The organism is Acinetobacter calcoaceticus ANC 3811 (assembly GCF_000399665.1).
Lineage (GTDB): Bacteria > Pseudomonadota > Gammaproteobacteria > Pseudomonadales > Moraxellaceae > Acinetobacter > Acinetobacter calcoaceticus_B.
Genome location: NZ_KB976986.1, coordinates 345379 through 370592 on the forward strand (window position 1 = coordinate 345379; position 25214 = coordinate 370592).

Below are 25214 nucleotides of genomic sequence, written 5' to 3' on the forward strand. Positions count from 1 at the left end.
AAAAAAAGCCCCTTTGGGGCTTTTTTTATCTCAACTAAAATGAGTGTATAAGATGATAAATAAAAAAAATCTTAGTATTGGCGGTGTCATCGTTTTATTGATTGCTGCATATTTTGGTCTAGATTTATCTGGGCATAAGCAAAATCAATCGTCATCATCAGCAATACCTGAAGCTAAGCATACTGAAACTACACTTTCAAATAATGGGGTGGATACTATAAAAGCTGCTTACGAGCAGAGACAAAGTAATGTTCAAGTGCAGGGAAGTGGTCGAGTAAAAGCAATTTTAAGAGATGATAATGATGGGTCGAGACATCAGAAATTTATCCTTGTATTAAAAAATGGCCTTTCAATTTTAGTCGCACATAATATTGATTTAGCCCCTAAAATTTCTAATTTGAAAAAAGGTGACATGGTCGAGTTTTATGGCGAATATGAATATAACCCCAAAGGTGGTGTATTGCACTGGACGCATCGTGATCCACAAAGTCGTCATGAAAGCGGCTGGCTTAAACATGATGGACAAATCTATCAATAAAGAGATTGTTTTTATAGAGCAATTTTATTCTATTCAGTTTCTTAAAACATGCTATGGTTTTTTTATTAAATAGATGAGACGTATTTATGCAGCGGGAGCAAGCCGATTATCTGCATGTGCGAGAGCTGGGCGGTTTAGAGTTACTAAAAGCACATTATCACCAAACGCAATTTTCGAAGCATACCCATGAAGGTTATTGTATCGGTGTGATTGAAGAGGGAGCACAGTCTTTTTTTAGAACGGGCCAGCTGCATGTAGCTCCAAAAGGCGATATTATTTTAGTAAATGCTGACGAAATTCATACGGGTTCATCTGCTGTTGAGTCGGGGTGGCGATATCGAGCGATTTACCCCACACCTGAAATGTTGGCAGAAGTTAGTCAAGATTTTTTTGAAAATTCACGTGGGGCACCGTGGTTTCCTCAGGCTGTCATTCGTGACTTGGGTTTGGCTCAACAACTTTGTTTACTCTTTGATTTATTAGAACAAAAAGATAATTTTCTACTTAAAGAAACAATGTATTTATCGACTTTAGCCTGTTTAATGAAGCGACATAGTAAATCAAATCATACTTTTTGTGAGTTGCCAGAAGCATATTCAAAAATATTAAGAGTTAAAGAATTATTAATAGAAATGCCTGAAACGAATTTTTCTTTGCAAGATCTGGCTGATATGGTGGGTCTAAGCGCATGGCATTTCTTAAGACAATTTAAAAAATATGTGGGTTTGCCACCACATGCTTGGCTTGTTCAAGCACGCCTACAGAAAGCAAGACAATTATTAAAACAGGGTAACCAAATTGCGATGGTGGCACAGCAATGTGGCTTTTCTGATCAAAGCCATTTCAATCGTCACTTTAAAAAAGCCATGGGAGTGACGCCCACTCAATATGTAGCTAGTCTAAATAACTAAATTATTAAAAATTTATTTACAGCAATTTTATTCAATATAAATCATCTCTCATTGAGCATTTTATAAAGAGGTCTCTTATATTGGGTTTGTATATATGAATATTCAGCTTCATCAGTTGGTGGGGTTTTCAAAAAATAAGCCATCCTATCTTTTTTTACGCGGTGCAATGGATATTTTGCCCTTGTCAATTTCTGTGATTCCATGGGCAATTTTAGCAGGCTCGATGGCAATTCAGGCAGGTTTATCTTTTTATAAAGCCCTTGCAATGTCAGGAATTATTTTTGCTGGAGCAGCTCAATTAGTTAGTTTGAGTATGGTGATGGAAGGTGCATCCACTTTTACAATTTATGTGACGATTTTCTTTTTAACGGCTCAGCATTTTATTTATGCATTAACTTTAAGAAATAATATTTCTATTTTGCCTCTTTCAAGGCGCTTAAGTTTAGGCTTTTTATTAACAGATGAATTATTTGCGGTGTGTGCATCTGGTGACAAAAGGCAGCCAGAATATTTGTTGGGTGCAGGCCTGTCTTTTTATTTATTCTGGATAGTTTTTAGCTTGGTCGGAATACTTTTGGCAACAGTGATTCCTGATTTATTAAATTATCATTTAGACTTTTCGATTGTGGCTATTTTTATTGCCATGATAGTGCCGCTATGTAAAGGGTTGCCTGTAGTTACTGGTGTGTTAATGACTTGTTTCAGCGGATTTTTCTTTAAATTTTATCAAGTTGAAGGAGCAATTTTACTTTCAGGATTAATAGGAATGTTGGCTGCTGTGTTAACTGAGAAAATAGGTAAGGAGCAATAGGATGTCTTGGTTCATGATTTTAGGATTGGCCGCAATCGTCTTTTTTAATCGTTATTATTTTTTAGAACCCACTGTTAAAATTAAATTACCGCTTATTATGAATAAGATGCTTAATTACTCTGCGCCTTGTTTATTAACGGCAATTTGTATTCCAATAGTTTTTTTTGATGGCGATAATTTAAAAGGAATTTTAGATAATCCTTATATTTATGCAGCAATCTTTTGTATTGTGATTGCCATTTATCTCAAAAGAGTACTTTTAAGTGTTATTGCCAGTTTGGCTTTTTTCTATTTTATAAATTTTCTAATAAATTGGTAAAATGTAAAAAGCTGAATCGAGATGATTCAGCTTTCATTTAACAATTAGGAAATAGCATGTTTCTGTCTGCTTTTCCATTTAGGTAAGATTTTTCCTAGATAGGCATCCATGCACCAGACTGGGCCAATGAGTAGGAACTGTAAATCTTTAAAGAAAGATGGTTTTTTGCCCTCAATTTTATGACCATAAAATTGTCCGACCCAAGCAATCACAAAAATAGCGATATAAAATCCTACTCCTACAGGTAGGGTATAAATGAGCCATGCCATAACAACAAGTAAAGCAGCCATTGCAACAGCAAGTACAAGATCTAAACGCGTATAAAATACTAAAGTGAGCACAAGTAATAGAGCAGTGAGCAACGCGCTGAAATGGGCGATAATTCCAATTATAGAAAATAAAATGGCAGGAACGCATAGCCAGTGAATTTTTTTATTGGTTGGGTTCTGATGGCTCTCGCTATATTCATCAAACCATTCTGTAATGGATTTCATTAATGGCACACTCCTTGTTTTAGCTTTGATTTATTTTTTCTGAGTGTATTTTAGCCTGTTCTGAAGTAATTCGACAAGAAACCGATAATATTCAACTATAGGAACCTCGCAATAGGTATTTAAAAAAAGCATGAGAAAAACATAATGCTTCGGTTATTGAAAAAGTACTCAATTTGGTCTTGCGAATGATGTAATTTTTCAGAATATTTTTTATAGGTTACTAGATGATGAAATCATCAAAAAAAGTGTAATTTTGAGATGAGTGGGAAAATTGTATGAAAAAGCTCTACTCATCTACTCTAAAAACGCCATAAATAGCCCTGATTTTATAAAAATGGTACTAGGGTAGCGCAAATTTATTAAAGTTGCTCTAAGCGCAATTTAGGGGTGAAATAAGCTTGGAGAAAATAAACATATTTTTTTGTGTGAAAAATATGCAAATTTGATGTTGGAGAAGGGGTAAAAAAGAGGATTTTTTTAAGCCTAAGTTAGGAATTATTTTTATAGATTAAAACATAAAAAAGCCGCATAAAAAAATGCGGCTTTTTACATGAACTCTAGAGGCTATAACTTATGAAGTTGGGCCATCAACACGTTCAATATTTACTTTTGCAGTTCCAGCATTGGTAATGCCAAGACGTTTAGCTGCACCGTATGATAGATCAAGTACACGATTGCCATGGAAAGGACCACGGTCATTTACTTTTACAACCACACTTTTGCCATTGTCTTTATTCGTTACTCGGATGTAACAGTTCAATGGTAGGCTACGGTGAGCAGCAGTGAGAGCATTCATATCGAATGTTTCACCATTTGCTGTTTTACGACCATGGAATTGGCGGCCATACCATGAAGCCATGCCAGTTTGGCTAAACTTACGAACAGTGTTTGAAGCTACTGTGTTAAGTTTTTCAATCACTGAAGGCTCATCTTCAGGGATTTCAATTTTTGCTGCGATAGCTTGACGACGGATTTGGTCGCCAGAACGTTCAGTGATTGAAAGACTGTTAATGTTAGAAAAACGAGAATTAAAATTTTGAGTATCTTTACTCAATACACGAGCTGCTAAATTAGAGCCATCTAAATCATTATTCAATGATGAAGATTGCACCATTTCAGCGTGCAATGGGGCCATACTTAAACTAGCCGTCAGTGCAAGAACGTATTTCAGCGATAACTGCATTTGTATAAACTCCTGAGAACATGTACTTTTTTCTTTCAGCGATTGACTGAAATTTAAAGTGAACATGTCTTATTATTCACTTTTGCAATTGCTACATTGGGGTGGATAATATTCATCGCTTACGGAGAGTGTCTAGTCTTTAACGAGAAATCGTTACAAAAAGGGCAAAAACTTACAGTTCTGGGTTAAAAAATATCCAAAAGTGTAACAAGATATTAAATTTGTGTGCATTGTGATCTATTTAACAAAAATATTTATTGACTTTTACACAACTCATAAAAAAGCTAGCCTATCGGCTAGCCACTTCAGTGCCTAATAACCATACAGCAGTAGCATACATACGGCTCTTATTATAAGTCGTAATCACTTGAAAATTCGGGTAAGTTAAATAGTAAATTGGACCGTTATAGTCTTGTAATTGAATAACATTCACCATATCCAGATCATCAACTTTAACTAAAGGATTTAATGGTGAAACCCCTAGTGTCTTTAATGCGCCATATGGGAAAGGTTGAGTTAAATCTTTAGCAATAACACTTTCCGGAGTTGACCCTGTGTAACGTGCCATAAATCCGATAGGTTGATCGCGTTGCCATCCTTGTTTTGCTAAGTAGTTTGCGATTGAACCGATTGCATCTTCTGCAGAGTTTCTTAAATCGATATGTCCATTACCGTCATAATCGACCCCATATTTACTAATATTACTTGGCATAAATTGTGGATAGCCAATTGCACCTGCGTAGGAACCTACAATACTACTTGTTGGGTAGCCTTCTTTATAAGTCCATGCAATAAGAGCTGCGAGTTCGTCACCAAAATATTCAGCACGGCGAGGGTAGCCAAAAGCAAGTGTGGCTAATGCATCACGTGTAATAAAAGAACCTTTATTTGCGCCATAACCTGTCTCAACACCCAAGATTCCCAAAATGACAGCTTGAGATACACCATATTGTTGTTCAGCGCGGTTTAAAGCATCTGCATATTGGTTTTTAAAACGGACACCACGTTGAATTGTCCCTTCCACCAAAAACATAGAACGATAGTCATACCAAGGTTTGCTTTCACCTGGACGAGTCATAATATTTAGAATGTTTGGTAAATTTTTTGCACCATTCATGGCTGCATCAACTTGATCGCCACTTAACCCATAAGCGCTCATGGTTTTTTGTTTAAAATTTACATAATCAGGATGCGTGGCAAAATCGTTGGCCTGAGCGAAGTGACTTGTACTGATTAAACCAGTACACAAAGCGAGCATTTTTAAAGTTTTATTTAAGTGTTGAGACAACATATCGTTTTAAAATTCCAGATTATCGATGTGTGTGAATGGACATGACTAAACCAAAGGTGGCCATTAAAGTAATAATAGCTGTTCCACCATAACTCATAAAAGGTAAAGGAACACCTACTACAGGTAAAATACCACTGACCATTCCCGCATTTACAAATACATAAACAAAAAAAGACAAACCAAAGGCGCCAGCAACTAAACGTCCATAGTTATGGAAGCTTTGTAAGCCGATTTGGAATGTTCTAAAAATAATAGCAAAATAAAGAATAACTAAAATAAGTACACCGATGAGCCCAAATTCTTCGGAATAGGCTGCAATAATAAAGTCGGTATGACCTTCGGGTAAAAAGTGCAAATGTGATTGAGTCCCTTCAAGAAATCCTTTACCCGAAAAACCACCAGAACCAATCGCAGTTTTAGACTGAATAATATTCCAACCTGTACCGAGCGCATCAGCCTCTGGGTCAAGCAACGTTAAAACCCGTTGACGTTGATAGTCGTGTAAAAGAAATTCCCAAGCAATTGGAATAATGACTGCAGCACAGGCTCCTGCGGCACCGATCATACGCCATGATAGTCCGCTTAGAAATAAAACAAATATACCACTTGCCAGCACTAACACTGAGGTCCCTAAATCTGGTTGTTCTGCAATCAGTAAAAAAGGAATACCAATTAACATTAAGGATAAAACAACTTGTGAAAAGCTAGGGGGAAGGGGTTTTCTTGCTAAGAACCATGCAACCATCATGGGCATACCGATTTTCATGAACTCACTGGGTTGGACACTTCCTAAACCGGGAACATCAATCCAGCGTTGAGCACCCATTCGGACTTCACCAAACACCATGACTGCCAAAAGTGAAAATAAGCCGAATAAATAAAAATAGGGTGAAAAAGCTTGATAGACCTTGGGCGGAATTTGGGCTAGACCAAACATCACTAAAAAGCCAATACCAAAACTCATGGCTTGTTTACTCACTAACCCCACATCCTGTGCAGAAGCACTATATAGTACGGTTAAACCTAATAAAGCATTTAAGAGCAGAAATAGGCATAACCAAGGGTCAACATGGAGTTGTTGCCACTTTGATGGTTGCATAGCGGTGCTAAGACCATCTCGAGGAGCTTGGCGTAAAAATTTATATTGTGGGCTAGGAGACATGCGGCGTTAACTAAGGTCAATCAGTGCTTGGCGCATGCTAACATAAACGTGGTTAATGGCAATGTATATCAATATTTTGCAATAAAAAAACCTAGCTCGCGCTAGGTTTCCGATAGTCTATTTTTTATTAGTTAAAGAATAAACCATCATGATATTCAGCCATCGCTTTTAGTTCAGTGCGATTTAAGCTTGGAATCAGTTTATCGATTGCAATGTGAACAGCTTTTGTTACGGCTGCCGCACCAATATCGGCTGCTTTACGCTTAATCATGCCAAGATCTAATGTTTTATTAAAATCAGACATGAAGTGTTTAATCATGGCATCGCCGAATTGTTTGTATAATTCAGCTAAAGCAGCTTTATTAATGTCATTGCCTGCTTCAAGCTCAGTAAAGTTATGCTTAAGGTTAGTCACTAAACCTGCATCTAAATTTACGCCTACTTTATATTGACCTTGTGGGTCTTTAAATAAGCTTTTTTCAGAAAACTCTATTGACTGTTTAACCACATCATTTGGTGCTTTGCTTAACAATTGCTTTAAAAGAACAGCAACAGTTGATTTGACATAACCTGCTAGTTTTTCGGCAGTATCGCGCTTTTCACTTGCAGGAAAATGCTGAACTAACTGAATTAAGACATTATCAATAATCTCTACATTAAGTTGTAAAGCAACCTTATCGCGAAGTGGATATAAAGGTTCGCTAGAATTTTTATTCGCAATTCCAGTTTGTATATCGTTCAATAAGCCTTCAGAAGGGGTAAAACCAAAAAACGGCATGGTGTATCCTCAAATTATTCGTTTTATTGTCGTGCCAATCGAATCGGTTTTGGCATCCATGAAAGATCCGATACTCGGCAAGGGTTAATATCAAGTCCGCCGCGACGAGTATAAGTTGCATAAACCATCAGCTTTTCAGGCTCTAGATTTTGCCAAATATCGGCAAATATCTGCTCGACACACTGTTCGTGAAAGCCGTTATGCTGACGGTACGAGATAATATAAGCTAATACACTACGATAACAAGGTTTTTTGCCTTTAAAACGGATAAAAACTGTACCCCAATCAGGCTGTCCAGTGACTGGGCAGTTACTTCTCAAAAGATGAGAATACAGCTCAATTTCAACTTCTTCACCAGACTCATCTGCTTTTAAAAGAGTTGCATCCGGATGTTGCTCTAAACGTTCGGGAGTAAGGTCATCAATACAAATGCCTTGAGGTTTAGAAATATCTAAATCATCAACCTGAAATAAGGCCAATTCAACTTTTGCACCAGCTGCTGCCGAGAGGTCTTTTTCAACAGTTTCAATGAAAGACTCTTTCGAATCAAATTGAGTGAAATTAAGACTATTGAAGTAAAGTTTTAATGACTTTGACTCAATTAAATTTGGCGAAGAAGCGGGCAGTGTAATTCTGCCAATTGCAACTTGTGGGATAGCATGAGCATTTAACCATGAGATTTCAAAAACATGCCACCAATCTTTACCTTGAGTAATGCCTTCAATATGCGAGTAGCTTTCACGAGACTGAGCACGGGCAATTGGAAATAAAACATCAGGTTGATAATTAGTTGGATATTGGGTTTCTTTTCCCAACAAAGACTGTTCGACACTCATTCACGCATTCCTGAACCACGAGCAAGTAAATAGTAAGCAATTCCGTAAAGTACAACACAGCATGATGTCACAATGATTAAAGAGAATGAAACATTCACATCGCTATGACCTAAAATGCCGAAACGGAAAGCATTAACCATATAAACAATAGGGTTAATTAAAGAAAGTTTTTGCCAAAAAGGACCAAGGGAACTAATGGCATAAAACACACCACCTAAATAAGTTAAGGGTGTAAGAACAAAGGTTGGAATAATAGAAATATCATCAAATGATTTTGCATAGACTGCATTAATAAAACCACCTAATGAGAAAAGAACCGAAGTAATTAAGACTGTATATATAGTTACGAACCAGTTGTGTATGAAAAGGTCAGTAAAGAACATGCTCATTGCAGTTACAATTGTGCCAACTAATACACCACGGCAAATACCACCAATCACATAGCCCCACAAAATAATATGTAGTGGCACAGGACTCATGATGAGTTCTTCAATGCTTTTTTGGAATTTTACGCTAAAGAAACTGGAAGACACGTTGGCATAACTATTAGTAATGACCGCCATCATAATTAAGCCAGGCACAATAAATTGCATATAGCTCACGCCACCCATTTGTCCAATGCGTGAACCAACCAAATTACCAAAAATGACAAAGTACAAACTCATTGTAATTGCTGGTGGTAATAAGGTTTGTGGCCAAATGCGTAGAAAACGGCGTACTTCTTTACGAACGATGGTCCAGAGAGCAATTTGCAGTTGGCTAAAATTCATTTTGCCTCTCCTTCAAGATTTTTCTCGACCATTTTGACAAATAACTCTTCTAAACGGTTCGATTTATTACGCATGCTGTGAACACGAATACCTTGAGATTCTAATAACTGGAATAGGTCATTCAATGTATGCGCTCTATCCATCGTTACTTCTAAAGTATTGCTATCAATTAAGTTGAACTTGACACCAATAATGTTTAACTGGAGCGGCCCAATCGGTTCGGCTAAATCGAAGATAAATGATTCTTCATTGAGCTGATTAAGGAAGCTCTTCATGCTGGTATCTTCTTTAATTACACCGCGGTCAATGATCGCAATGCGACGACACAACATTTCTGCTTCTTCTAAATAGTGGGTCGTTAAAATAATAGAAGTACCGCTTTCGTTCATTTCGGTTAGAAAATCCCACATAGAACGGCGTAATTCAATATCTACACCCGCAGTAGGTTCATCTAAAATCAGCAGTTTAGGCTCATGCATCATGGCACGGGCAATCATCAGACGGCGTTTCATACCGCCAGACAGCATGCGTGCTTGTATATTACGTTTTTCCCACAAACCGAGTTTTTCTAAATAATGTTCGGCACGTTTTTCTGCAATCTTTTTATGGATACCGTAGTAGCCAGCTTGAGTGACTAAAATATCGAATGTTTTTTCAAACTGCCCGAAGTTAAATTCTTGAGGAACGACACCAAGCTGCTGTTTTGCCAGAGATGGATGGGTATCGAGGTTGTGCCCAAAAATCTCAACTGTTCCTGAGGTTTTTTTTGTGAGGGAGCTGATAATACCAATGGTTGTTGATTTGCCGGCACCATTTGGGCCTAACAACGCATAGAATTCACCTTCAGGCACAGTGAGGTTAATACCTTTTAACGCCTGAAAACCATTACGATATGTTTTGGACAAATCTCTTAAAACCAAAGCATCAGTCATGAAATTCTCACATTATGAAAGAGGGGTATATTTTGAGCGATAATGATTAATAAACCAAGTAAAATAGTCGGAATTTTATAAAATTGAGATAAATTTATGAAGTTATTATATAAAAGCTGGTGCGCCCGGCGGGGATCGAACCCACGACCCCAGGTTTCGGAAACCTGTACTCTATCCAACTGAGCTACGAGCGCATGTGTGGGGCACATCATAGGAAAAAAACACTTGCAGGTAAAGCACGAAATACGTGCCAAGTGATTTTAATGCTTAATTAAACAGCAAGTTGTTCAATATTTTATATGCTTTGTGAAAGAAGCTGAATTGAATAGTTAATTGTACGTAAAGATCTTGCAAGTTCTTGAGGGGGAATGCGTGATTCTTGCAAACTTGTAATCCATTGTACCTGACATAATTTAAGCTCTTGTATTGTTGTAGCTTTCTCTATTTTTTGAACAAGTGGTTTAGTCATTAGTCCGCAATAGCTGTTAAGTGTTTTTATCATTAACTGTTGTATTTCTTCGAAAGAAAGAGCCTCAGAAGATATTACTGGTTGAAAATATGTAGTATTGGACTGATCTAAAGTTTTTTGCTCAGAAAGCTGGATTTCTCCAACAAGATGAGCAGAATGCGGTATAGAGCTAACAACAGATTCTTTTTGATTTTCTTCTACTTTATTTATGGCTGATGTTTTTAAAATAATTTCTTCATTAGTAGATGTTTCGGTAGAGGCAATTGGGGCAATAAGTTCTAAGTCGATAAGCTGTTGAATCAGCTCTGGAGAAGCAATACGTTTTTTAAATTCACCATTTAAGTTCTGAAAATCTTCATGGTCTATTAAGAGTAATAAACGTCTTTGTTTCGCATTTAAAACAATATTGCGTTGTTGAAGCGCAACTCTTCCCAAATTGGTTCTATAAAAACCAGCCATTGCTTTTCCCCAATATAAAAAATAAATCAGACTGTCCAATCTTCTGAGTTGAACAGTACTGTTTTTAATAAAATATAAATGGGGTTAATAATAAAACTTAAAAATGACAATATGATGAATAATCTATAAATATCATTTGGTTAAAATCTTAAAAGGCACTTTCTAATGCTTTGCGAAGATAGATATCAAGCTCATCTTGGCGTAATAGCCATTGAATATAGTCTTTAGGAAGTTCAGCAATTGCTGTGCCTTTATGCTTACCAAAGTTAACAGTCGTGGGGATACGTGCTTCTTCAGAAACTCGGTAGAGCTCTTCAATATCTTGAATATTTAAATGATAGACAATATGCATCAAGATATTAGCAGTCAAAATAATATCAGCATCGGCACGGTGAGCACCTTTAAGCATTTCCCTAGCTTTACTGCTGCCTTGAGAAATCATATAGATCAGTGCTGAGATATTATGAGCCTCTGCATCTGCCCAAACTTTACGAGCTAAAGCCAAAGTACAAATCGGTTTAATATTCGATACATCAACACCACAGCGAGCAATCGCGGCAATATCGTAATCAATATTGTGGCCAATAATATAAGTTGTAGTCTCTGGCAATTTAAAGGTTTTATAGTGAGGCTGGTTTTCTAAATCTGTTTCTAATATGTGGTGTACTGCCATCGCAGCATAAGAGATAGGTGCACCCACTTGATATAACTGATCAAACAATTTGCTTTTATCTAAGGTGAGTTTACCTTCATTAAGTTCGATCGGAGCATACGCAATTTCAATAGGCAAACCATTTAGTGTATGAGTTTCTGTATCTAAAATAATGGCTTGCATATCTGGCCCTTTAAATAATTACGAGTAGCTATGAATGGTAACAGTTGGCTATTCACTTTAAAACATGAAGTGCAACTAGAAAGTAGTTATAACGACAATTTCTATTAAAAAATGAGAGTATTTCAGAGATTCGTTTCATCAAATAGAACTTGCGAAAAATAAAGATTAGGCGTAATTATTTTAAGGCATTGGAAAATGTTGATTAAAAAACTAAAGCACAACAAAAATGGAATTTAAGGGATATACCAATGAAAATAAAACTATTAATGACCAGCGTTCTCAGCACGAGTTTATTTTTAGTCGCCTGTGGAGGAGGGAGTAGTGATGATGACTCACCGATTGTTGATCCATCCGGTACTCCTGCCAACAACATACAAAATCCAGTTGTTAAAGTTGATGCTTACACCAGTACCAACTTAGGATCAGTTGCTGCAGAAAGTAGTATTTTGACTTATAAAATGTTGGGCCAAAGTGGGCAAGAGGTGCAGGCAACCAGTTTGGTATTCACACCAAATACACCGCCACCAGCAGGCGGTTGGCCAATTGTAGTTTGGGCACATGGAACCACAGGTGTTGCAGATACTTGTGCACCAAGTAAAGCAGCTTTAGCAGACAGTACAAAAGATTTAATTAGTAAGTTACTTACAGCGGGTTATGTTGTCGTTGCACCTGACTATGAGGGCTTGGGCACACCAGGAATACATCCATTTTTAAATGTTAAAAGTGAGGCCTTCTCAATTACGGATGCGGTAGTTGCAACACGTAACTATTTATCACAGCGTAATTTATTAACTTCAAAAAAATGGCTTACAGTCGGGCATTCCCAAGGTGGGCATGCTGCGTTGAGCGCTGCACAATATGCGAGTCGTGCGCAGCTAGACTATAAAGGTACGGTAGCGGTAGCACCAGCTTCCAATTTAGGTTTTATTTTAGTAGCAGGGGAGCAATCTGTTGTGAATGCAACTTTGGATAAAAAGATTCCGATGTATGCACAGCTTGATACATATACCGCTCTAGTTACGGCGGGTATGCGTAACACACAGCCGAACTTTGATTATTCACAAGTATTTACTTCGCAAATCTCAGGTATTGCCGCACAAGCAGAAACTCTTTGCTCTGGACCATTGGGCCAAGCCTTTGGTGCAGGCATGACTAAGTATGCTACAGACCATAATGGAACACTGGATGGCTATACGCGCACACAACCTAACTTTATGGCAGTGGCGTTGGTTAAAACCTTTTTAGATAAAGATTCGCAGCCGCTACAAGCAAAAGTCACTACACCGATTATTATTTATCAAGGGGTAGTCGATTCGACAGTACCTAAGGTAGCAACGGATATCTTGATATCTAATGCCACTGTCGTAGGCACTAAAATTAATAGTTATGTGACTGGTAACTGGGACCATAATACAGCGATGAGTAGTAATGTGGACAACATTGTTGGAAATGTTCAGACTTTGCTAGCAGCGCAATAGAGTTATTGATATTTAAAGTATTTTTGACATTATTTTAATCTAGGGTTAACGATGAAAAAATTTAAAATATAAGCTTTAAACCAGCTTTTTTATTGATTTATAAACAATGGCTCATTTTTTATAAAACTTGAGCCATTTTTATTTAAAACTGAGCTAACTTCATTCTGTTTAATTATAAAGTTCATGCTACAATATGTCGCAATCTTAGCACGGCTTAAAAGCCCTAATTTTATAGGACCCCCGCTAATGTTTGCCAATATTTCCATTTCTGAATTTGATCCAGAATTAGCTCAAGCAATTGCTTCTGAAGGTGAGCGTCAAGAAGCACATATCGAGTTAATTGCTTCTGAAAACTATTGCTCTCCTGCTGTGATGGAAGCGCAAGGATCAAAACTTACGAATAAATATGCAGAAGGTTATCCAGGTAAACGCTATTATGGCGGTTGCGAATATGTGGATATCATTGAGCAAATGGCGATTGATCGTGCTAAAGAACTTTTTGGTGCAGATTACGCAAACGTTCAACCACACGCTGGCTCACAAGCTAACTCTGCTGTTTATCTAGCGCTTCTTAACCCAGGCGATACTGTTTTAGGTATGAGCTTGGCTCACGGTGGTCACTTGACTCACGGTGCAAAAGTAAGCTTCTCTGGTAAAACTTATAACGCGGTTCAGTATGGTCTAAACTCTGAAACTGGTGAGATCGATTACGAAGAAGTTGAACGTTTAGCATTAGAGCACAAGCCACGTATGATCGTTGCTGGTTTCTCTGCTTACAGCCGTGTTGTAGATTGGCAACGTTTCCGTGACATCGCGGACAAAGTTGGCGCTTACCTTTTTGTTGATATGGCTCACGTTGCAGGTCTTGTTGCTGCTGGCGTATATCCAAACCCAGTTCAAATTGCTGACGTAACTACAACTACGACTCACAAAACACTTCGTGGTCCACGTTCTGGTTTAATCCTTGCGAAAGCGAATGAAGAAATCGAGAAGAAACTTCAATCAGCTGTATTCCCTGGTAACCAAGGTGGTCCATTGATGCATGCGATTGCTGCTAAAGCAATCTGCTTCAAAGAAGCAATGTCTGATGACTTCAAAGTTTACCAACAACAAGTTGTGAAAAATGCTCAAGCTATGGCGGAAGTATTAATCGCTCGTGGTTATGACGTTGTTTCTGGTGGTACAGAAAACCACTTGTTCTTGTTATCTTTAATCAAGCAAGACGTAACTGGTAAAGAAGCAGATGCTTGGTTAGGCGCTGCTCACATTACTGTTAACAAAAACTCAGTTCCAAATGACCCACGTTCTCCATTTGTGACTTCTGGTATCCGTATCGGTACTCCAGCAGTAACAACTCGTGGTTTTGGTGAAGCTGAAGTTCGTGAACTTGCTGGTTGGATCGCTGACGTGATCGACAGCAAAGGTGACGAAAAAGTTATTGCTGACGTAAAAGCGAAAGTTGAAACTGTTTGTGCAAAGTTCCCTGTATACGCACAATAAGTTGTAGATATAAAAAAAGCGCCGTATGGCGCTTTTTTTATATCAATTTAATTAGATAAGAATTAACTTTTAGATTTTACCGATGACTCGGCACTATGCCATCCACCCCCTAAAGCACGGATTAAATCTACACTAGCCATCATTCTACTGCCGTTAAGCTGTGCGGAAAGTTGCTCTTGTTGCAAAATAGTCCGGTCAGAGTCAATCACATCAAGATAGCTAATTGCACCTTCTCTATAGCGTAGATGAGACAGTTGATTTGCATGACGAGAAGAAGAAAGTGCTTGGTTTTGAGCCTGAATTTGCTGATCGAGAATACGTTGATCAGATAAACCATTTTCAACTTCGCGAAATGCATTCAGCACGGTTTGGCGATAATTCGCAACGCTTTCTTCATAGGCTGCTCGCGCTTGGGCGACTCCAGCTTTACGTTGCCCACCGTCAAATAATGGCAAAGATAAAATAGTGCCTGCGACTGGACCAAGTAAAAATGTACGGCTCGACCATTTACCTAAATCACCTAAAGTTGATGATTCATAACCGAGTGCACCTGTCAGGTCTAGTTTTGGGAAGAAAGCAGCGCGTGCAATTCCAATACGCGCATTATCTGCTGCCATCGCACGTTCAGCCGCAGCAATGTCAGGTCGTCTTTCAAGTAACGCCGATGGTAAACCTGCTGGAAGACGGAGACTGTTTTCAGTTAAGGGTTGAATTGTTAAGCTAAAGTCAGCTGGGGTTTTACCTAACAATACTGCAAGCGCATGTTCTGCATTGGCTCGATTACGGGCAATGTTCAGTGCATTGGTTTGGGCTGTAGCAAGTTCAGTCTGTGCACGGAAAACATCAAGCTCGCTGACTAAACCATTTCGAAAACGTGTTTGAGCTAAGTCTCGTGTCTCGCCAAGCAGTTTAATTGTGCGATTATAAATTGCTTGTTCAGCATCAAGCTGACGAATGAGAAAGTAGCCTTGAGCAACATCTGCTTGTAACGCTAAAAGTGCCGACTGATATAAAGCTTCTTGTTGCTGTACATTAGCTGTTGCAGCATTGACACTACTGGCGATACGACCAAATAAATCGAGCTCATATGAAACATTCGCTTGAGCACGCCATAAGGTTTGTGCAGATGTATGGGCATTTTCATCTAAACCCAATGACGCGGGAGAGGATTTTTGACGAGTTGGGCCAAAGCCAGCACCAATACTTGGCAAACGTTCAGCTTGTGCTGCGGAACGTAATGCACGTGAAGCCTGAATATTAGCCGCTGCCGCTTTAAGACTCTGGTTTCCAGAAATGGCTTGTTGTTCAAGCTCATTCAATTTAGCATCATTAAAAACACGCCACCATTCACCTCGAACTTGCTGATCGGCAGGTTGGGCAATTTTCCAGTTATTGTCTTCAAGTTTAGGGTCAGACTCTTTAAATTTGACTGGAACTATCACCTTTGCAGGTTGATATTCAGGAGCCAAAGAGCAGCCTGCAAGCAGCAGGCTTCCCATGAGTGAGGACAATAATAAGCTTTGTTTTGCTGTAGCCATTAAATCTCCTCCTTAATGATCATGTGGGTTACATAAAGGCGCTTCATGGACTGCCGCTGAATGCAATTTATGTTTACTGTTCAGTGTACGAATCAGGACATAAAAGGCAGGGGTCAGGAACAAACCAAACAGCGTTACACCAATCATGCCGAAGAACACCGCAATACCCATGGCATGACGCATTTCAGAACCTGCACCAGTTGAGGTAACCAGTGGGACTACACCCATAATGAATGCAATAGAAGTCATTAAAATCGGACGTAAACGTAGACGACTTGCTTCAACTGCTGCATTAAATGCAGTTGCACCTTGCATTTCGAGTTCCCGTGCGAACTCGACAATTAAGATGGCATTTTTACAGGCCAGCCCGACCAGTACCATCAGACCGATTTGGGTAAAGATGTTGTTATCTCCACCTGTCAGCCAAACACCCGTCAGAGCGGCCAAAATTCCCATTGGTACAATTAAAATTACAGCTAAAGGCAAAGTTAGACTTTCATATTGAGCGGCTAAAACTAAGAACACCAGTAAGACGCTAATTGGGAATACCCAGAGTCCTGCATTACCAGCCAAGATTTTTTGGTAAGTTAAATCTGTCCATTCAAACTTGATACCACGTGGTAGAGTTTGAGCAGCAATACGTTCAACCGCAGCTTCTGCTTGGCTAGATGAATAACCCGGTGCAGGCCCACCGTTAATATCGGCTGATGTGTAGCCGTTGTAACGCACTACCATTTCAGGACCATAAGTTTGAGTTACATTCACCAATGAAGATAACGGCACCATTTGCCCCGCACTGTTACGGGTTTTAAGCTGCAAAATATCTTCAGGGTTAGCACGGAAAGGGGCATCGGCCTGTGCTCGAACCTGATAAACACGTCCAAAGCGGTTAAAGTCGTTAACGTACTGAGAACCTAAATAAATCTGCATGGTGTTGAAAACATCTGTCACAGCAACACCTTGCTGCTTGGCTTTTACACGGTCCAGATCTACGTTCAGTTGAGGTACGTTAATTTGATAACTTGAGAACATTGGACCAAGCTCTGGGGCTGATTGTGCTGCTTTCATAAAGTTTTGTGATGCATCATTCAAGGCTGAATAGCCTAAGGCACCTCGGTCTTCAAGTTGGAGTTTAAAGCCGCCCATAGTCCCTAAGCCCATCACAGGTGGTGGTGGGAAAACTGCAATATAGGCATCTTGAATGGCTGAATATTTCTGGTTGAGAGCACCAGCAATTGCATTGGCAGATAAGTCTTTAGCCTTACGTTCATCGAATGGCTTTAAGGTCACAAAGACAATACCTGCGCTTGAACTGTTGGTGAAACCGTTAATTGAGAGACCAGGGAAGGCAACTGCACTTTCTACACCAGGTTGTTTAAGTGCAGTGTCACTCATTTTGCGAATGACAGCTTCGGTACGATCTAAAGACGCGCCGTTTGGTAATTGAGCAAAGCTAATCAAATATTGTTTGTCTTGAGCGGGAACAAAGCCACCCGGAACAATATAAGAAATACCAACGGTTAAGCCCAGAAGTGCAGCATATACACCCATTGCCGATGCTTTATGAGAGATAACACGACTTACGCCTTTACCATAGTTATCTGACGCACGAGTAAATACGCGGTTAAACAGCGCAAAGAAACGTCCGAATATACGGTTCATAAGGCGTGTTAATGCATCAGGTTTAGCGTCATGTTCTTTTAGTAGCATGGCTGCCAAAGCAGGAGATAGAGTAAGGGAGTTAAATGCCGAAATGACTGTTGAAATGGCAATGGTCATGGCAAATTGTTTATAAAATTGCCCTGTTAAGCCTGTCATAAAGGCAAGTGGAACGAACACGGCAACCAGCGTTAAAGCAATGGCAACAATCGGTCCGCTCACTTCTCGCATGGCGCGATAAGTTGCATCTCTTGGACTCAAGCCTGCCTCAATATTCCTCTCGACATTTTCGACGACGACAATCGCGTCATCGACCACAATCCCGATGGCAAGTACCATCCCGAACAGTGAAAGCGCATTGATTGAGTAACCGAAAGCAAGCATGAGTGCGAATGTACCAATAATTGAAACTGGTACTGCAAGCAATGGAATGATTGAGGCACGCCATGTTTGTAAGAATAAAATAACAACCACAACAACCAGTGCAATCGCTTCAAGCAAAGTATGAACGACCGCTTTAATACTGGCACGTACGAATTGAGTCGGATCGTAAACAATGTCGTATTTAATTGAAGTTGGAAAATCTTTTGAAAGTTCTTTCATCGTGCTACGCACTTGATCGGAAACTTGCAAAGCATTAGCGCCAGGCGCTTGGAAAATTGGAATGGCAACAGCTTGTTTATTATCGAGTAATGAACGCAAGCCATATTGTGAAGCTGCAAGTTCAACACGAGCAACATCACCTAAGCGAGTGACAGCGCCATCTGGTGCTGTTTTTAAAATGATATCTGAGAATTCTTGCTCAGTCGTTAAACGGCCTTGAGCATTCACTGAAAGTTGTACAGGAGAATTAGTGGGTGATGCACCAATGGTACCTGCGGCAACCTGAATGTTTTGTTCACGGATTGCACTCACAATTTCAGTTGCTGTGAGATTACGTTGCGCAACTTTTTGTGGGTCGAGCCACACACGCATCGCGTAGTCACCAGAACCAAATAAACCGACTTCACCTACACCTTGTAAGCGCGCCAAACGATCTTTTACGTTAAGCACTGCGTAGTTACGTAAGTAGGTCATGTCATAGCGATTATCTGGTGAAGTCAGATGCACAACCATGGTTAAAGTTGGTGAGCTTTTTAAAGTGGTGACACCTAAACGTTGTACGTCTTCAGGCAAACGAGGCAATGCTTGCGACACACGGTTTTGAACCAATTGCTGAGCTTTGTCTGGATCAATACCGAGCTTAAAGTTTACCGTAATGGTTAAGTTACCGTCACTGTTTGCCTGAGATTGCATATACAGCATGTCTTCTACGCCGTTGATTGATTCTTCAAGCGGAGAGGCAACAGTTTCAGCAATCACTTTTGGGTTCGCACCCGGATATTGAGCACGTACCACCACAGATGGTGGAACAACTTCTGGATATTCAGAAATCGGTAATTTAAATACCGACAGTAAACCGGCAAGTAAAATCAATACTGATAACACACCAGCAAAGATCGGCCGATCAATAAAGAATTTAGAAATATTCATATGTGATTAACCTTTTGCCGGAGTTGATGTTTTTTCTGTTGGCTTAGGTTGAGGAGTGGTGCTGCTAGCAGTGATTTGTGCATTTGGCATCGGAACGAGGTGCGGGGTAACAGGGTCACCCGGACGAATCCGTTGTAAACCATTTACAACAATACGGTCACCCGCTTGTAATCCACTATTCACGATTTGCAAGCCATCTTGTTGTGTGCCAAGTTTTACTTCACGGTAAGCGGTCTGGTTTTTAGCATCGACTACAACAACAAAACGTTTATCTTGATCGACCCCGACTGCGGTTGGACTAATCAGAATGGCTGAACGAGGTTGACCACCACCCAGACGGATTCGAGCATATAAACCCGGTAATAAAACTCCGTTTGGATTGTCGAAAGTCGCGCGGACACGAATCGTACCTGAGGTCGTATCTAGGTTATTGTCGATAGAGTTGATGACTCCTTCACGAGAAAAACCTGTTTCATTGGCAAGTCCCATATAAACAGGAACTTGTGCAGAATTACGCTGGTTACTGATGTATTTGAGGTAAGTTTGTTCATCAACATCGAAAGATGCATAGAGACGAGAGACAGAGACTAAACTTGTTAAAACCTGTGCTCCGTTGCCCGCAGAAACCACGTTGCCCACAGTCACTTCGGCACGAGAAATTCGACCACTGACTGGTGCAGTGATACGAGTGTATTCAAGATTTAAACGTGCAGATTGGACGGCTGCTCTAGCGGCTTGTAGGTTAGCACTGGCTGAGCGCGCATCATTTTCAGCAAGATCTAATTCTTGGCGTGATACAGCATTACTTTGAATTAAGCGTTGAATACGAGAAAGATTAGAACCCGTATAAGTGACTTGTGCTTCAGCTGAAGCGAGTTGAGCTTGGGCACGATTGAGTTCTGCTTCGAAAGGACGTGGGTCAATGGTAAAAAGTAACTCGCCTTTTCTAACCAGACTGCCATCTTTGAAGTGTACTGAAATGAGTTTACCTGAAACCTGTGGCCGAATATCGACTTGATCAATGGCTTCTAAGCGACCGGAATATTCTTGCCAATCGGTAATGGTTTTGCTGATGACATTAGAAATATCAACAGTGGCAGCTTGTTGGGCTGTTGTCGGTGCAGCTTTTGCATCGGCATTTTCATGTAAAAACATAAAACTGCCACCCGTTGCCAAAATGGCGACAAAGATGGCAGACAGCGCGAACTGTTTGCGTGAAAATGACATGAGGTGCTCCTAATCATCTGGATACCTGTTTTCAGACTTTTAATTATGGTCCGTATGGGAGAAACAGGGTTTATGGGATGGACGGAGCATAAAAGTTTGTCAATCACGAATAAATATATTAAATTCGATAACACTATTCGTATTTTTATAACAATTGATGTGTTTGAATGAAAGTATGCATTAATTGATAGGAGTGTGCGTGTGGATCTATTTCATGCGATGAAAGTATTTAACAAAGTTGTCGAAACAAATAGTTTCAGTTTAGCGGCCGACAGTTTAGGTCTACCGCGCGCTTCAGTGACTACAACCATTCAGGGTTTAGAGAAACATTTACAGGTTCGTTTATTGAATCGGACCACTCGGAAACTCAGTTTGACACCAGATGGCGCAGTTTATTATGAACGTACTTCACGAATTTTAGCTGATGTCGAAGACGTTGAATCGAATTTTCATGACTCGGAACGGGGACCACGAGGTCGACTACGCATTGATGTCAAAGCTTCAATCGGACGACTCATTCTGATTCCAATGCTTTGTGATTTTCATGCCAAGTATCCCGATATTGATCTGGTGATTGGAATGAGTGATCGACCGGTCGATTTAGTTCAAGATGCGGTGGACTGTGTTATTCGTATTGGTCAGTTGAAAGATTCAAGTTTGGTGGCACGTCGTATTGGAACAATTCAGTGTGTGACGGTTGCTGCACCGCGTTACTTGGCGGAACATGGCGAACCAGAAACCATTGATGACTTAAAAAAACATCAGGTCGTGCATTATTTTAATAGTCGTACCGGACGCAATATTGACTGGGATTTTATGGTTGATGGCGAGATTCATAGCGTTGGTGTGAAAGGGCGTGTTTCTGTCAACGATGGCGATTCATATGTTGATTTGGCTGTACAGGGTTTTGGCTTAATTCAATGCCCATATTATATGGTGGCGAAACATCTGGAAGATGGCACACTCAAGGAAGTGCTGACTGAATGGTTGCCAGCACCCATGCCAATATCAGTCGTATATCTACAAAACCGTCATTTATCGCCTAAAGTTCGTGTGTTTGTTGATTGGGTGGCCGAATTATTTGCAGGTTGTCCGTTGTTGAGTGGTTGCTCAATGTTATGGGATCAGAAATGTGAATTTGCCAGTGCCAAAGAACATAACCATGAATATACCATTCGGACATTGGTCGAAAATGAAAATATGGCAGAAGCCTATACACTCAAAAATTAGCTTTACAGTTTGAATGATTTTTCAACATTTAATCAGGTAATACAATCTGCTGTTTTGACATCTTCATAAATCCTTAATTTATGGTATAGAAATTGCAATTATTTCGACAGAAGAGTAATTTAGAAATACTCAAATTTTTATCACCTTATTTGGATTTTAAGGAGAAGCTTCAAGATGGCAAGCTTTATGAAAAAAATGTTCGTTTCAACAACTTTAGTTTTGGCTGCTGTTGCGACGAATGTACAAGCAAAGGATTGGAAGGTGATTCGTTTTGGTACTGAATCCTCTTATGCGCCGTTTGAATATAAAACACCAGATGGCAAGTTAACTGGTTTTGACGTTGATTTGGGTAATGCCGTTTGTGCAAAACTCAAAGCCAAATGTGTTTGGGTTGAAAACTCTTTTGACGGGATGATTCCAGCACTTAAAGCGAAAAAGTTTGATGGCATTCTTTCATCAATGACGGTCACTGATGAGCGTGCAAAACAAATTTTGTTTACTAGCAAAATCTACAATACGCCAACGCGTATGGTTGCAAAAAAAGGCTCACCGTTATTACCAACAGCTGCATCATTGAAAGGTAAGCGTGTAGGGGTACAACAGGGCACAATTCAAGAAACTTATGCTAAAACCTATTGGGCAACCAAAGGTGTAACCGTTGTACCTTATCCAGTCCAAGATTTGATTTATCAAGACATGATGTCTGGTCGTTTAGATGCAACTTTACAAGATGCAATCATGGTTGATGGTGCTTTCTTAAAACAACCAAAAGGCAAAAACTTTGCATTTGTCGGTGGCAATGTGGTTGATGCAAAAACACTGGGTGTAGGCGCAGCGATTGGTTTACGCAAAGAAGATGCAGATTTGAAAGCGAATATTGATAAAGCGCTCGCAGCAATCATTGCGGACGGTACATACAAGAAACTCGAGAAAAAATATTTCTCCTTTAATATTTACTAATGATGTGAAAAATGTCGGCTTAGTGCCGACATTTTAAAATCTATTCTCATCTCATCAATATTAGATATTGTTTTTAAGGAGAAGATGAGTCATGTTTTTATCTGGCTATGGGCCACTCCTTCTCAGTGGAACATGGATGACCATACAGCTTGCGCTGTTGTCACTTTTGCTTTCTGTCATTATTGGCTTAATTGGTGCGAGTTCAAAACTCTCTAATATTAAAGCTTTACGTTATATTGCGACCGCCTATACCACACTCATTCGTAGTGTGCCTGATTTGGTGATTATGCTGCTATTATTTTATAGCTTGCAGTTGGGTTTAAACCAAATTACTGAAGCACTGCAAATGGACCAGATTGATATCAACCCATTCGTGGCTGGTGTGATTACTTTAGCGTTCATTTATGGTGCATATTTTACCGAGACCTTTCGTGGTGCATTTCAATCCGTTCCAACGGGTCAAATTGAAGCAGCAATGGCCTATGGTATGACCCCTTGGCAGGTTTTTCGACGTGTTTTATTCCCTCAAATGATGCGTTTTGCATTGCCGGGTATTGGTAATAATTGGCAGGTTTTGATTAAGGCAACTGCACTGGTTTCAATTATTGGCCTGACTGATATTGTAAAAATTACGCAAGATGCGGGTAGAAGTACCATGCAACTGTTCTTTTTTAGCATCGTGGCTGCCGCGATTTATTTGGCAATTACCACCGTATCAAACCTCATTTTAATGTGGCTTGAACGTCGTTATTCTGCTGGTGTGAGGAAGGGACAACTATGATTGAAATCCTTCAACAATATTGGCAGGCATACCTTTGGACAGATGGCCTACAAATGACCGGTGTCGCGATGACTGCTTGGTTATTGGTGCTTTCTATTGGTATTGGCTTTGTGCTTGCTGTGCCTTTATCACTTGCACGAGTATCAGAAAATCTTTGGTTGCGTGGTCCAGTTTGGTTGTTTACCTACGTTTTTCGTGGCACACCACTGTATATCCAATTGCTGATTATTTATTCAGGCATTTATAGCTTTGATTACATCCATGAACATCAGACGCTCGATGCATTTTTTCGAGAGGGCATAAATTGCACCATTTTGGCATTCGCGCTCAATACTGGTGCATATACGACTGAAATCTTCGCTGGAGCAATTCGTTCTATTCCACATGGCGAGATTGAAGCCGCCCAAGCTTTTGGAATGTCAAAATGGAAACTCTACACACGTATTATCATTCCGTCGATGTTACGCCGTGCTTTGCCATTTTACGGTAACGAAGTCATTTTGATGTTGCACGCGACAACCATTGCATTTACAGCAACTGTTCCAGATATTTTAAAAATTGCGCGTGATGTAAATGCGGCAACCTATGACACTTTCAATGCTTTTGGAATTGCCGCGGTGTTATATGCAGTGTTGGCATTTATTTTGATTTGGATATTTCGTAAGTTGGAAAAACGTTGGTTGGCATTTTTAAAGCCATCGAATCATTAGGAGACATAAATGGAACACGTTGCAAAACTAGTGATTCGTGATTTACACAAAACATTTGGTGATCATGAAGTACTGAAAGGGATATCACTTGATGCAAATGCTGGCGATGTAATTAGTATTATTGGCTCATCTGGTTCAGGTAAAAGTACTTTGCTGCGTTGTATCAACTTTTTGGAACAACCGAGCAATGGCACCATTAAGCTCAACGGCGAAAAACTACGCACAGTCTTTGATAAAAAAGGCAATTTAAAAGTGGTTGACCCAAAGCAACTACAAAAAATGCGTACCCAACTGATGATGGTGTTTCAGCACTTTAATTTATGGTCTCACATGACGGTACTGGAAAATGTCATTGAAGGGCCAATTCATGTGCTTGGGGTGAAGCGTGCTGAAGCAGAAGAGCGTGCAAGGAAATATCTACGCAAAGTTGGATTGCCTGAAAGTGTTGAAAATAAATATCCAGCATTTTTATCTGGTGGCCAGCAGCAACGTGTAGCGATTGCTCGTGCTTTGGCAATGGAACCGGAAGTGATGCTATTTGATGAACCAACCAGTGCACTTGATCCAGAGTTGGTGGGTGAAGTACTAAAGGTTATGCAGGGTTTGGCTGAAGAAGGGCGTACTATGATTGTGGTCACACATGAAATGGGCTTTGCACGTCATGTGTCTAATCAGGTGATTTTCTTGCATCAAGGGAAAATTGAGGAACAGGGTTATCCTGATGAAGTACTCAACAATCCGAAAAGTGAGCGTTTAAAGCAATTTTTAACGGGAAGTTTAAAATAAGCTGTTTATACCGAGTAAGGTGAA

General features: G+C 39.7%; 24 protein-coding genes, 1 tRNA gene and 1 pseudogene. 11 read left to right on the top strand and 15 right to left on the bottom strand.

The window, feature by feature from the left end; all coding sequences use genetic code 11:
• Nucleotides 1–52: 52 nt before the first annotated feature.
• The 4 genes from F935_RS02845 to F935_RS02860 all read left to right on the top strand — a co-directional run bounded on the left by F935_RS02845 (nucleotide 53) and on the right by F935_RS02860 (nucleotide 2579).
• On the top strand, nucleotides 53–538 hold the full coding sequence (locus F935_RS02845) for a DUF3465 domain-containing protein (RefSeq protein WP_016137518.1): 486 nt from the start codon (nucleotides 53–55) through the stop codon (nucleotides 536–538).
• 86 nt (nucleotides 539–624) lie between these two features.
• Nucleotides 625–1449 (top strand): helix-turn-helix transcriptional regulator, encoded by an 825-nt coding sequence (locus F935_RS02850; RefSeq protein ID WP_016137519.1) that lies wholly within the window; start codon nucleotides 625–627, stop codon nucleotides 1447–1449.
• Nucleotides 1450–1543: 94 nt separating this feature from the next.
• Nucleotides 1544–2260, top strand: coding sequence for an AzlC family ABC transporter permease (locus tag F935_RS02855; protein WP_016137520.1), 717 nt, complete (start codon nucleotides 1544–1546; stop codon nucleotides 2258–2260).
• A gap of 1 nt (nucleotide 2261) precedes the next feature.
• Nucleotides 2262–2579 (top strand): AzlD domain-containing protein, encoded by a 318-nt coding sequence (locus F935_RS02860; RefSeq protein WP_016137521.1) that lies wholly within the window; start codon nucleotides 2262–2264, stop codon nucleotides 2577–2579.
• Nucleotides 2580–2623: 44 nt separating this feature from the next.
• Here F935_RS02860 and F935_RS02865 read toward each other — a convergent pair whose 3' ends face one another.
• The 11 genes from F935_RS02865 to F935_RS02915 all read right to left on the bottom strand — a co-directional run bounded on the left by F935_RS02865 (nucleotide 2624) and on the right by F935_RS02915 (nucleotide 11788).
• Nucleotides 2624–3073 (bottom strand): Mpo1 family 2-hydroxy fatty acid dioxygenase, encoded by a 450-nt coding sequence (locus tag F935_RS02865; protein WP_016137522.1) that lies wholly within the window; start codon nucleotides 3071–3073, stop codon nucleotides 2624–2626.
• Nucleotides 3074–3644: 571 nt separating this feature from the next.
• Nucleotides 3645–4256: a septal ring lytic transglycosylase RlpA family protein gene (locus F935_RS02870; RefSeq protein WP_016137523.1), complete on the bottom strand. Its 612-nt coding sequence runs from the start codon at nucleotides 4254–4256 to the stop codon at nucleotides 3645–3647.
• A gap of 289 nt (nucleotides 4257–4545) precedes the next feature.
• Nucleotides 4546–5547, bottom strand: a complete 1002-nt coding sequence (gene mltB / locus F935_RS02875; protein ID WP_016137524.1) for a lytic murein transglycosylase B — start codon at nucleotides 5545–5547, stop codon at nucleotides 4546–4548.
• A gap of 19 nt (nucleotides 5548–5566) precedes the next feature.
• Entirely contained in the window at nucleotides 5567–6709 is a 1143-nt protein-coding gene (rodA, locus tag F935_RS02880; RefSeq protein WP_016137525.1) for a rod shape-determining protein RodA, read from the bottom strand.
• A gap of 127 nt (nucleotides 6710–6836) precedes the next feature.
• Complete coding sequence (locus F935_RS02885) at nucleotides 6837–7487, bottom strand: hypothetical protein (protein WP_016137526.1); 651 nt, start codon at nucleotides 7485–7487, stop codon at nucleotides 6837–6839.
• A 23-nt stretch (nucleotides 7488–7510) separates the two neighbouring features.
• Entirely contained in the window at nucleotides 7511–8323 is an 813-nt protein-coding gene (gene queF, locus F935_RS02890) for an NADPH-dependent 7-cyano-7-deazaguanine reductase QueF (protein WP_016137527.1), read from the bottom strand.
• The gene (locus F935_RS02895) at nucleotides 8320–9093 is read right to left on the bottom strand and encodes an ABC transporter permease (protein ID WP_016137528.1); all 774 of its coding nucleotides are present in this window, start codon (nucleotides 9091–9093) and stop codon (nucleotides 8320–8322) included. The genes queF and F935_RS02895 overlap by 4 nt, the downstream gene beginning before the upstream one ends.
• On the bottom strand, nucleotides 9090–10025 hold the full coding sequence (locus F935_RS02900; protein WP_003650650.1) for an ABC transporter ATP-binding protein: 936 nt from the start codon (nucleotides 10023–10025) through the stop codon (nucleotides 9090–9092). The genes F935_RS02895 and F935_RS02900 overlap by 4 nt, the downstream gene beginning before the upstream one ends.
• Before the next feature lie 117 nt (nucleotides 10026–10142).
• A tRNA-Arg gene (locus tag F935_RS02905) sits at nucleotides 10143–10219 on the bottom strand.
• A gap of 101 nt (nucleotides 10220–10320) precedes the next feature.
• A complete protein-coding gene (locus F935_RS02910) occupies nucleotides 10321–10953 on the bottom strand; it encodes a hypothetical protein (protein ID WP_016137529.1) in 633 nt (210 codons plus the stop codon).
• A 148-nt stretch (nucleotides 10954–11101) separates the two neighbouring features.
• Nucleotides 11102–11788 (bottom strand): 3'-5' exonuclease, encoded by a 687-nt coding sequence (locus F935_RS02915; RefSeq protein WP_016137530.1) that lies wholly within the window; start codon nucleotides 11786–11788, stop codon nucleotides 11102–11104.
• Between the two features lie 248 nt (nucleotides 11789–12036).
• Between F935_RS02915 and F935_RS02920 the strand changes: the two genes are divergently transcribed.
• Entirely contained in the window at nucleotides 12037–13266 is a 1230-nt protein-coding gene (locus F935_RS02920) for an alpha/beta hydrolase (RefSeq protein ID WP_016137531.1), read from the top strand.
• A 92-nt stretch (nucleotides 13267–13358) separates the two neighbouring features.
• On the opposite strand, the pseudogene F935_RS18970 reads toward F935_RS02920, so the two are convergent.
• A pseudogene (locus F935_RS18970) lies at nucleotides 13359–13451 on the bottom strand (hypothetical protein); the annotation flags it as partial.
• A 61-nt stretch (nucleotides 13452–13512) separates the two neighbouring features.
• Here F935_RS18970 and glyA point away from each other — a divergent pair.
• Nucleotides 13513–14766 (top strand): serine hydroxymethyltransferase, encoded by a 1254-nt coding sequence (gene glyA, locus F935_RS02925; protein ID WP_016137532.1) that lies wholly within the window; start codon nucleotides 13513–13515, stop codon nucleotides 14764–14766.
• A gap of 62 nt (nucleotides 14767–14828) precedes the next feature.
• On the opposite strand, the gene F935_RS02930 is transcribed toward glyA, so the two are convergent.
• The 3 genes from F935_RS02930 to adeF are packed head-to-tail and all read right to left on the bottom strand — an operon-like array spanning nucleotide 14829 to nucleotide 20723.
• Nucleotides 14829–16304: an efflux transporter outer membrane subunit gene (locus F935_RS02930; RefSeq protein WP_016137533.1), complete on the bottom strand. Its 1476-nt coding sequence runs from the start codon at nucleotides 16302–16304 to the stop codon at nucleotides 14829–14831.
• 12 nt (nucleotides 16305–16316) lie between these two features.
• Nucleotides 16317–19496, bottom strand: a complete 3180-nt coding sequence (adeG, locus tag F935_RS02935; protein ID WP_016137534.1) for a multidrug efflux RND transporter permease subunit AdeG — start codon at nucleotides 19494–19496, stop codon at nucleotides 16317–16319.
• A 6-nt stretch (nucleotides 19497–19502) separates the two neighbouring features.
• Nucleotides 19503–20723 (bottom strand): multidrug efflux RND transporter periplasmic adaptor subunit AdeF, encoded by a 1221-nt coding sequence (gene adeF, locus F935_RS02940; RefSeq protein ID WP_016137535.1) that lies wholly within the window; start codon nucleotides 20721–20723, stop codon nucleotides 19503–19505.
• A 201-nt stretch (nucleotides 20724–20924) separates the two neighbouring features.
• On the opposite strand from adeF, the gene F935_RS02945 reads away from it, so the two are divergent.
• The 5 genes from F935_RS02945 to F935_RS02965 all read left to right on the top strand — a co-directional run bounded on the left by F935_RS02945 (nucleotide 20925) and on the right by F935_RS02965 (nucleotide 25190).
• Entirely contained in the window at nucleotides 20925–21953 is a 1029-nt protein-coding gene (locus F935_RS02945) for a LysR family transcriptional regulator (RefSeq protein WP_016137536.1), read from the top strand.
• 174 nt (nucleotides 21954–22127) lie between these two features.
• Complete coding sequence (locus F935_RS02950; RefSeq protein WP_016137537.1) at nucleotides 22128–22913, top strand: ABC transporter substrate-binding protein; 786 nt, start codon at nucleotides 22128–22130, stop codon at nucleotides 22911–22913.
• Nucleotides 22914–23004: 91 nt separating this feature from the next.
• The gene (locus F935_RS02955; protein ID WP_013197222.1) at nucleotides 23005–23694 is read left to right on the top strand and encodes an ABC transporter permease; all 690 of its coding nucleotides are present in this window, start codon (nucleotides 23005–23007) and stop codon (nucleotides 23692–23694) included.
• Complete coding sequence (locus F935_RS02960; protein ID WP_016137538.1) at nucleotides 23691–24404, top strand: ABC transporter permease; 714 nt, start codon at nucleotides 23691–23693, stop codon at nucleotides 24402–24404. Before F935_RS02955 ends, F935_RS02960 begins: the two co-directional genes overlap by 4 nt.
• Nucleotides 24405–24413: 9 nt before the next feature.
• A complete protein-coding gene (locus F935_RS02965; protein WP_016137539.1) occupies nucleotides 24414–25190 on the top strand; it encodes an ABC transporter ATP-binding protein in 777 nt (258 codons plus the stop codon).
• Nucleotides 25191–25214: the final 24 nt, after the last annotated feature.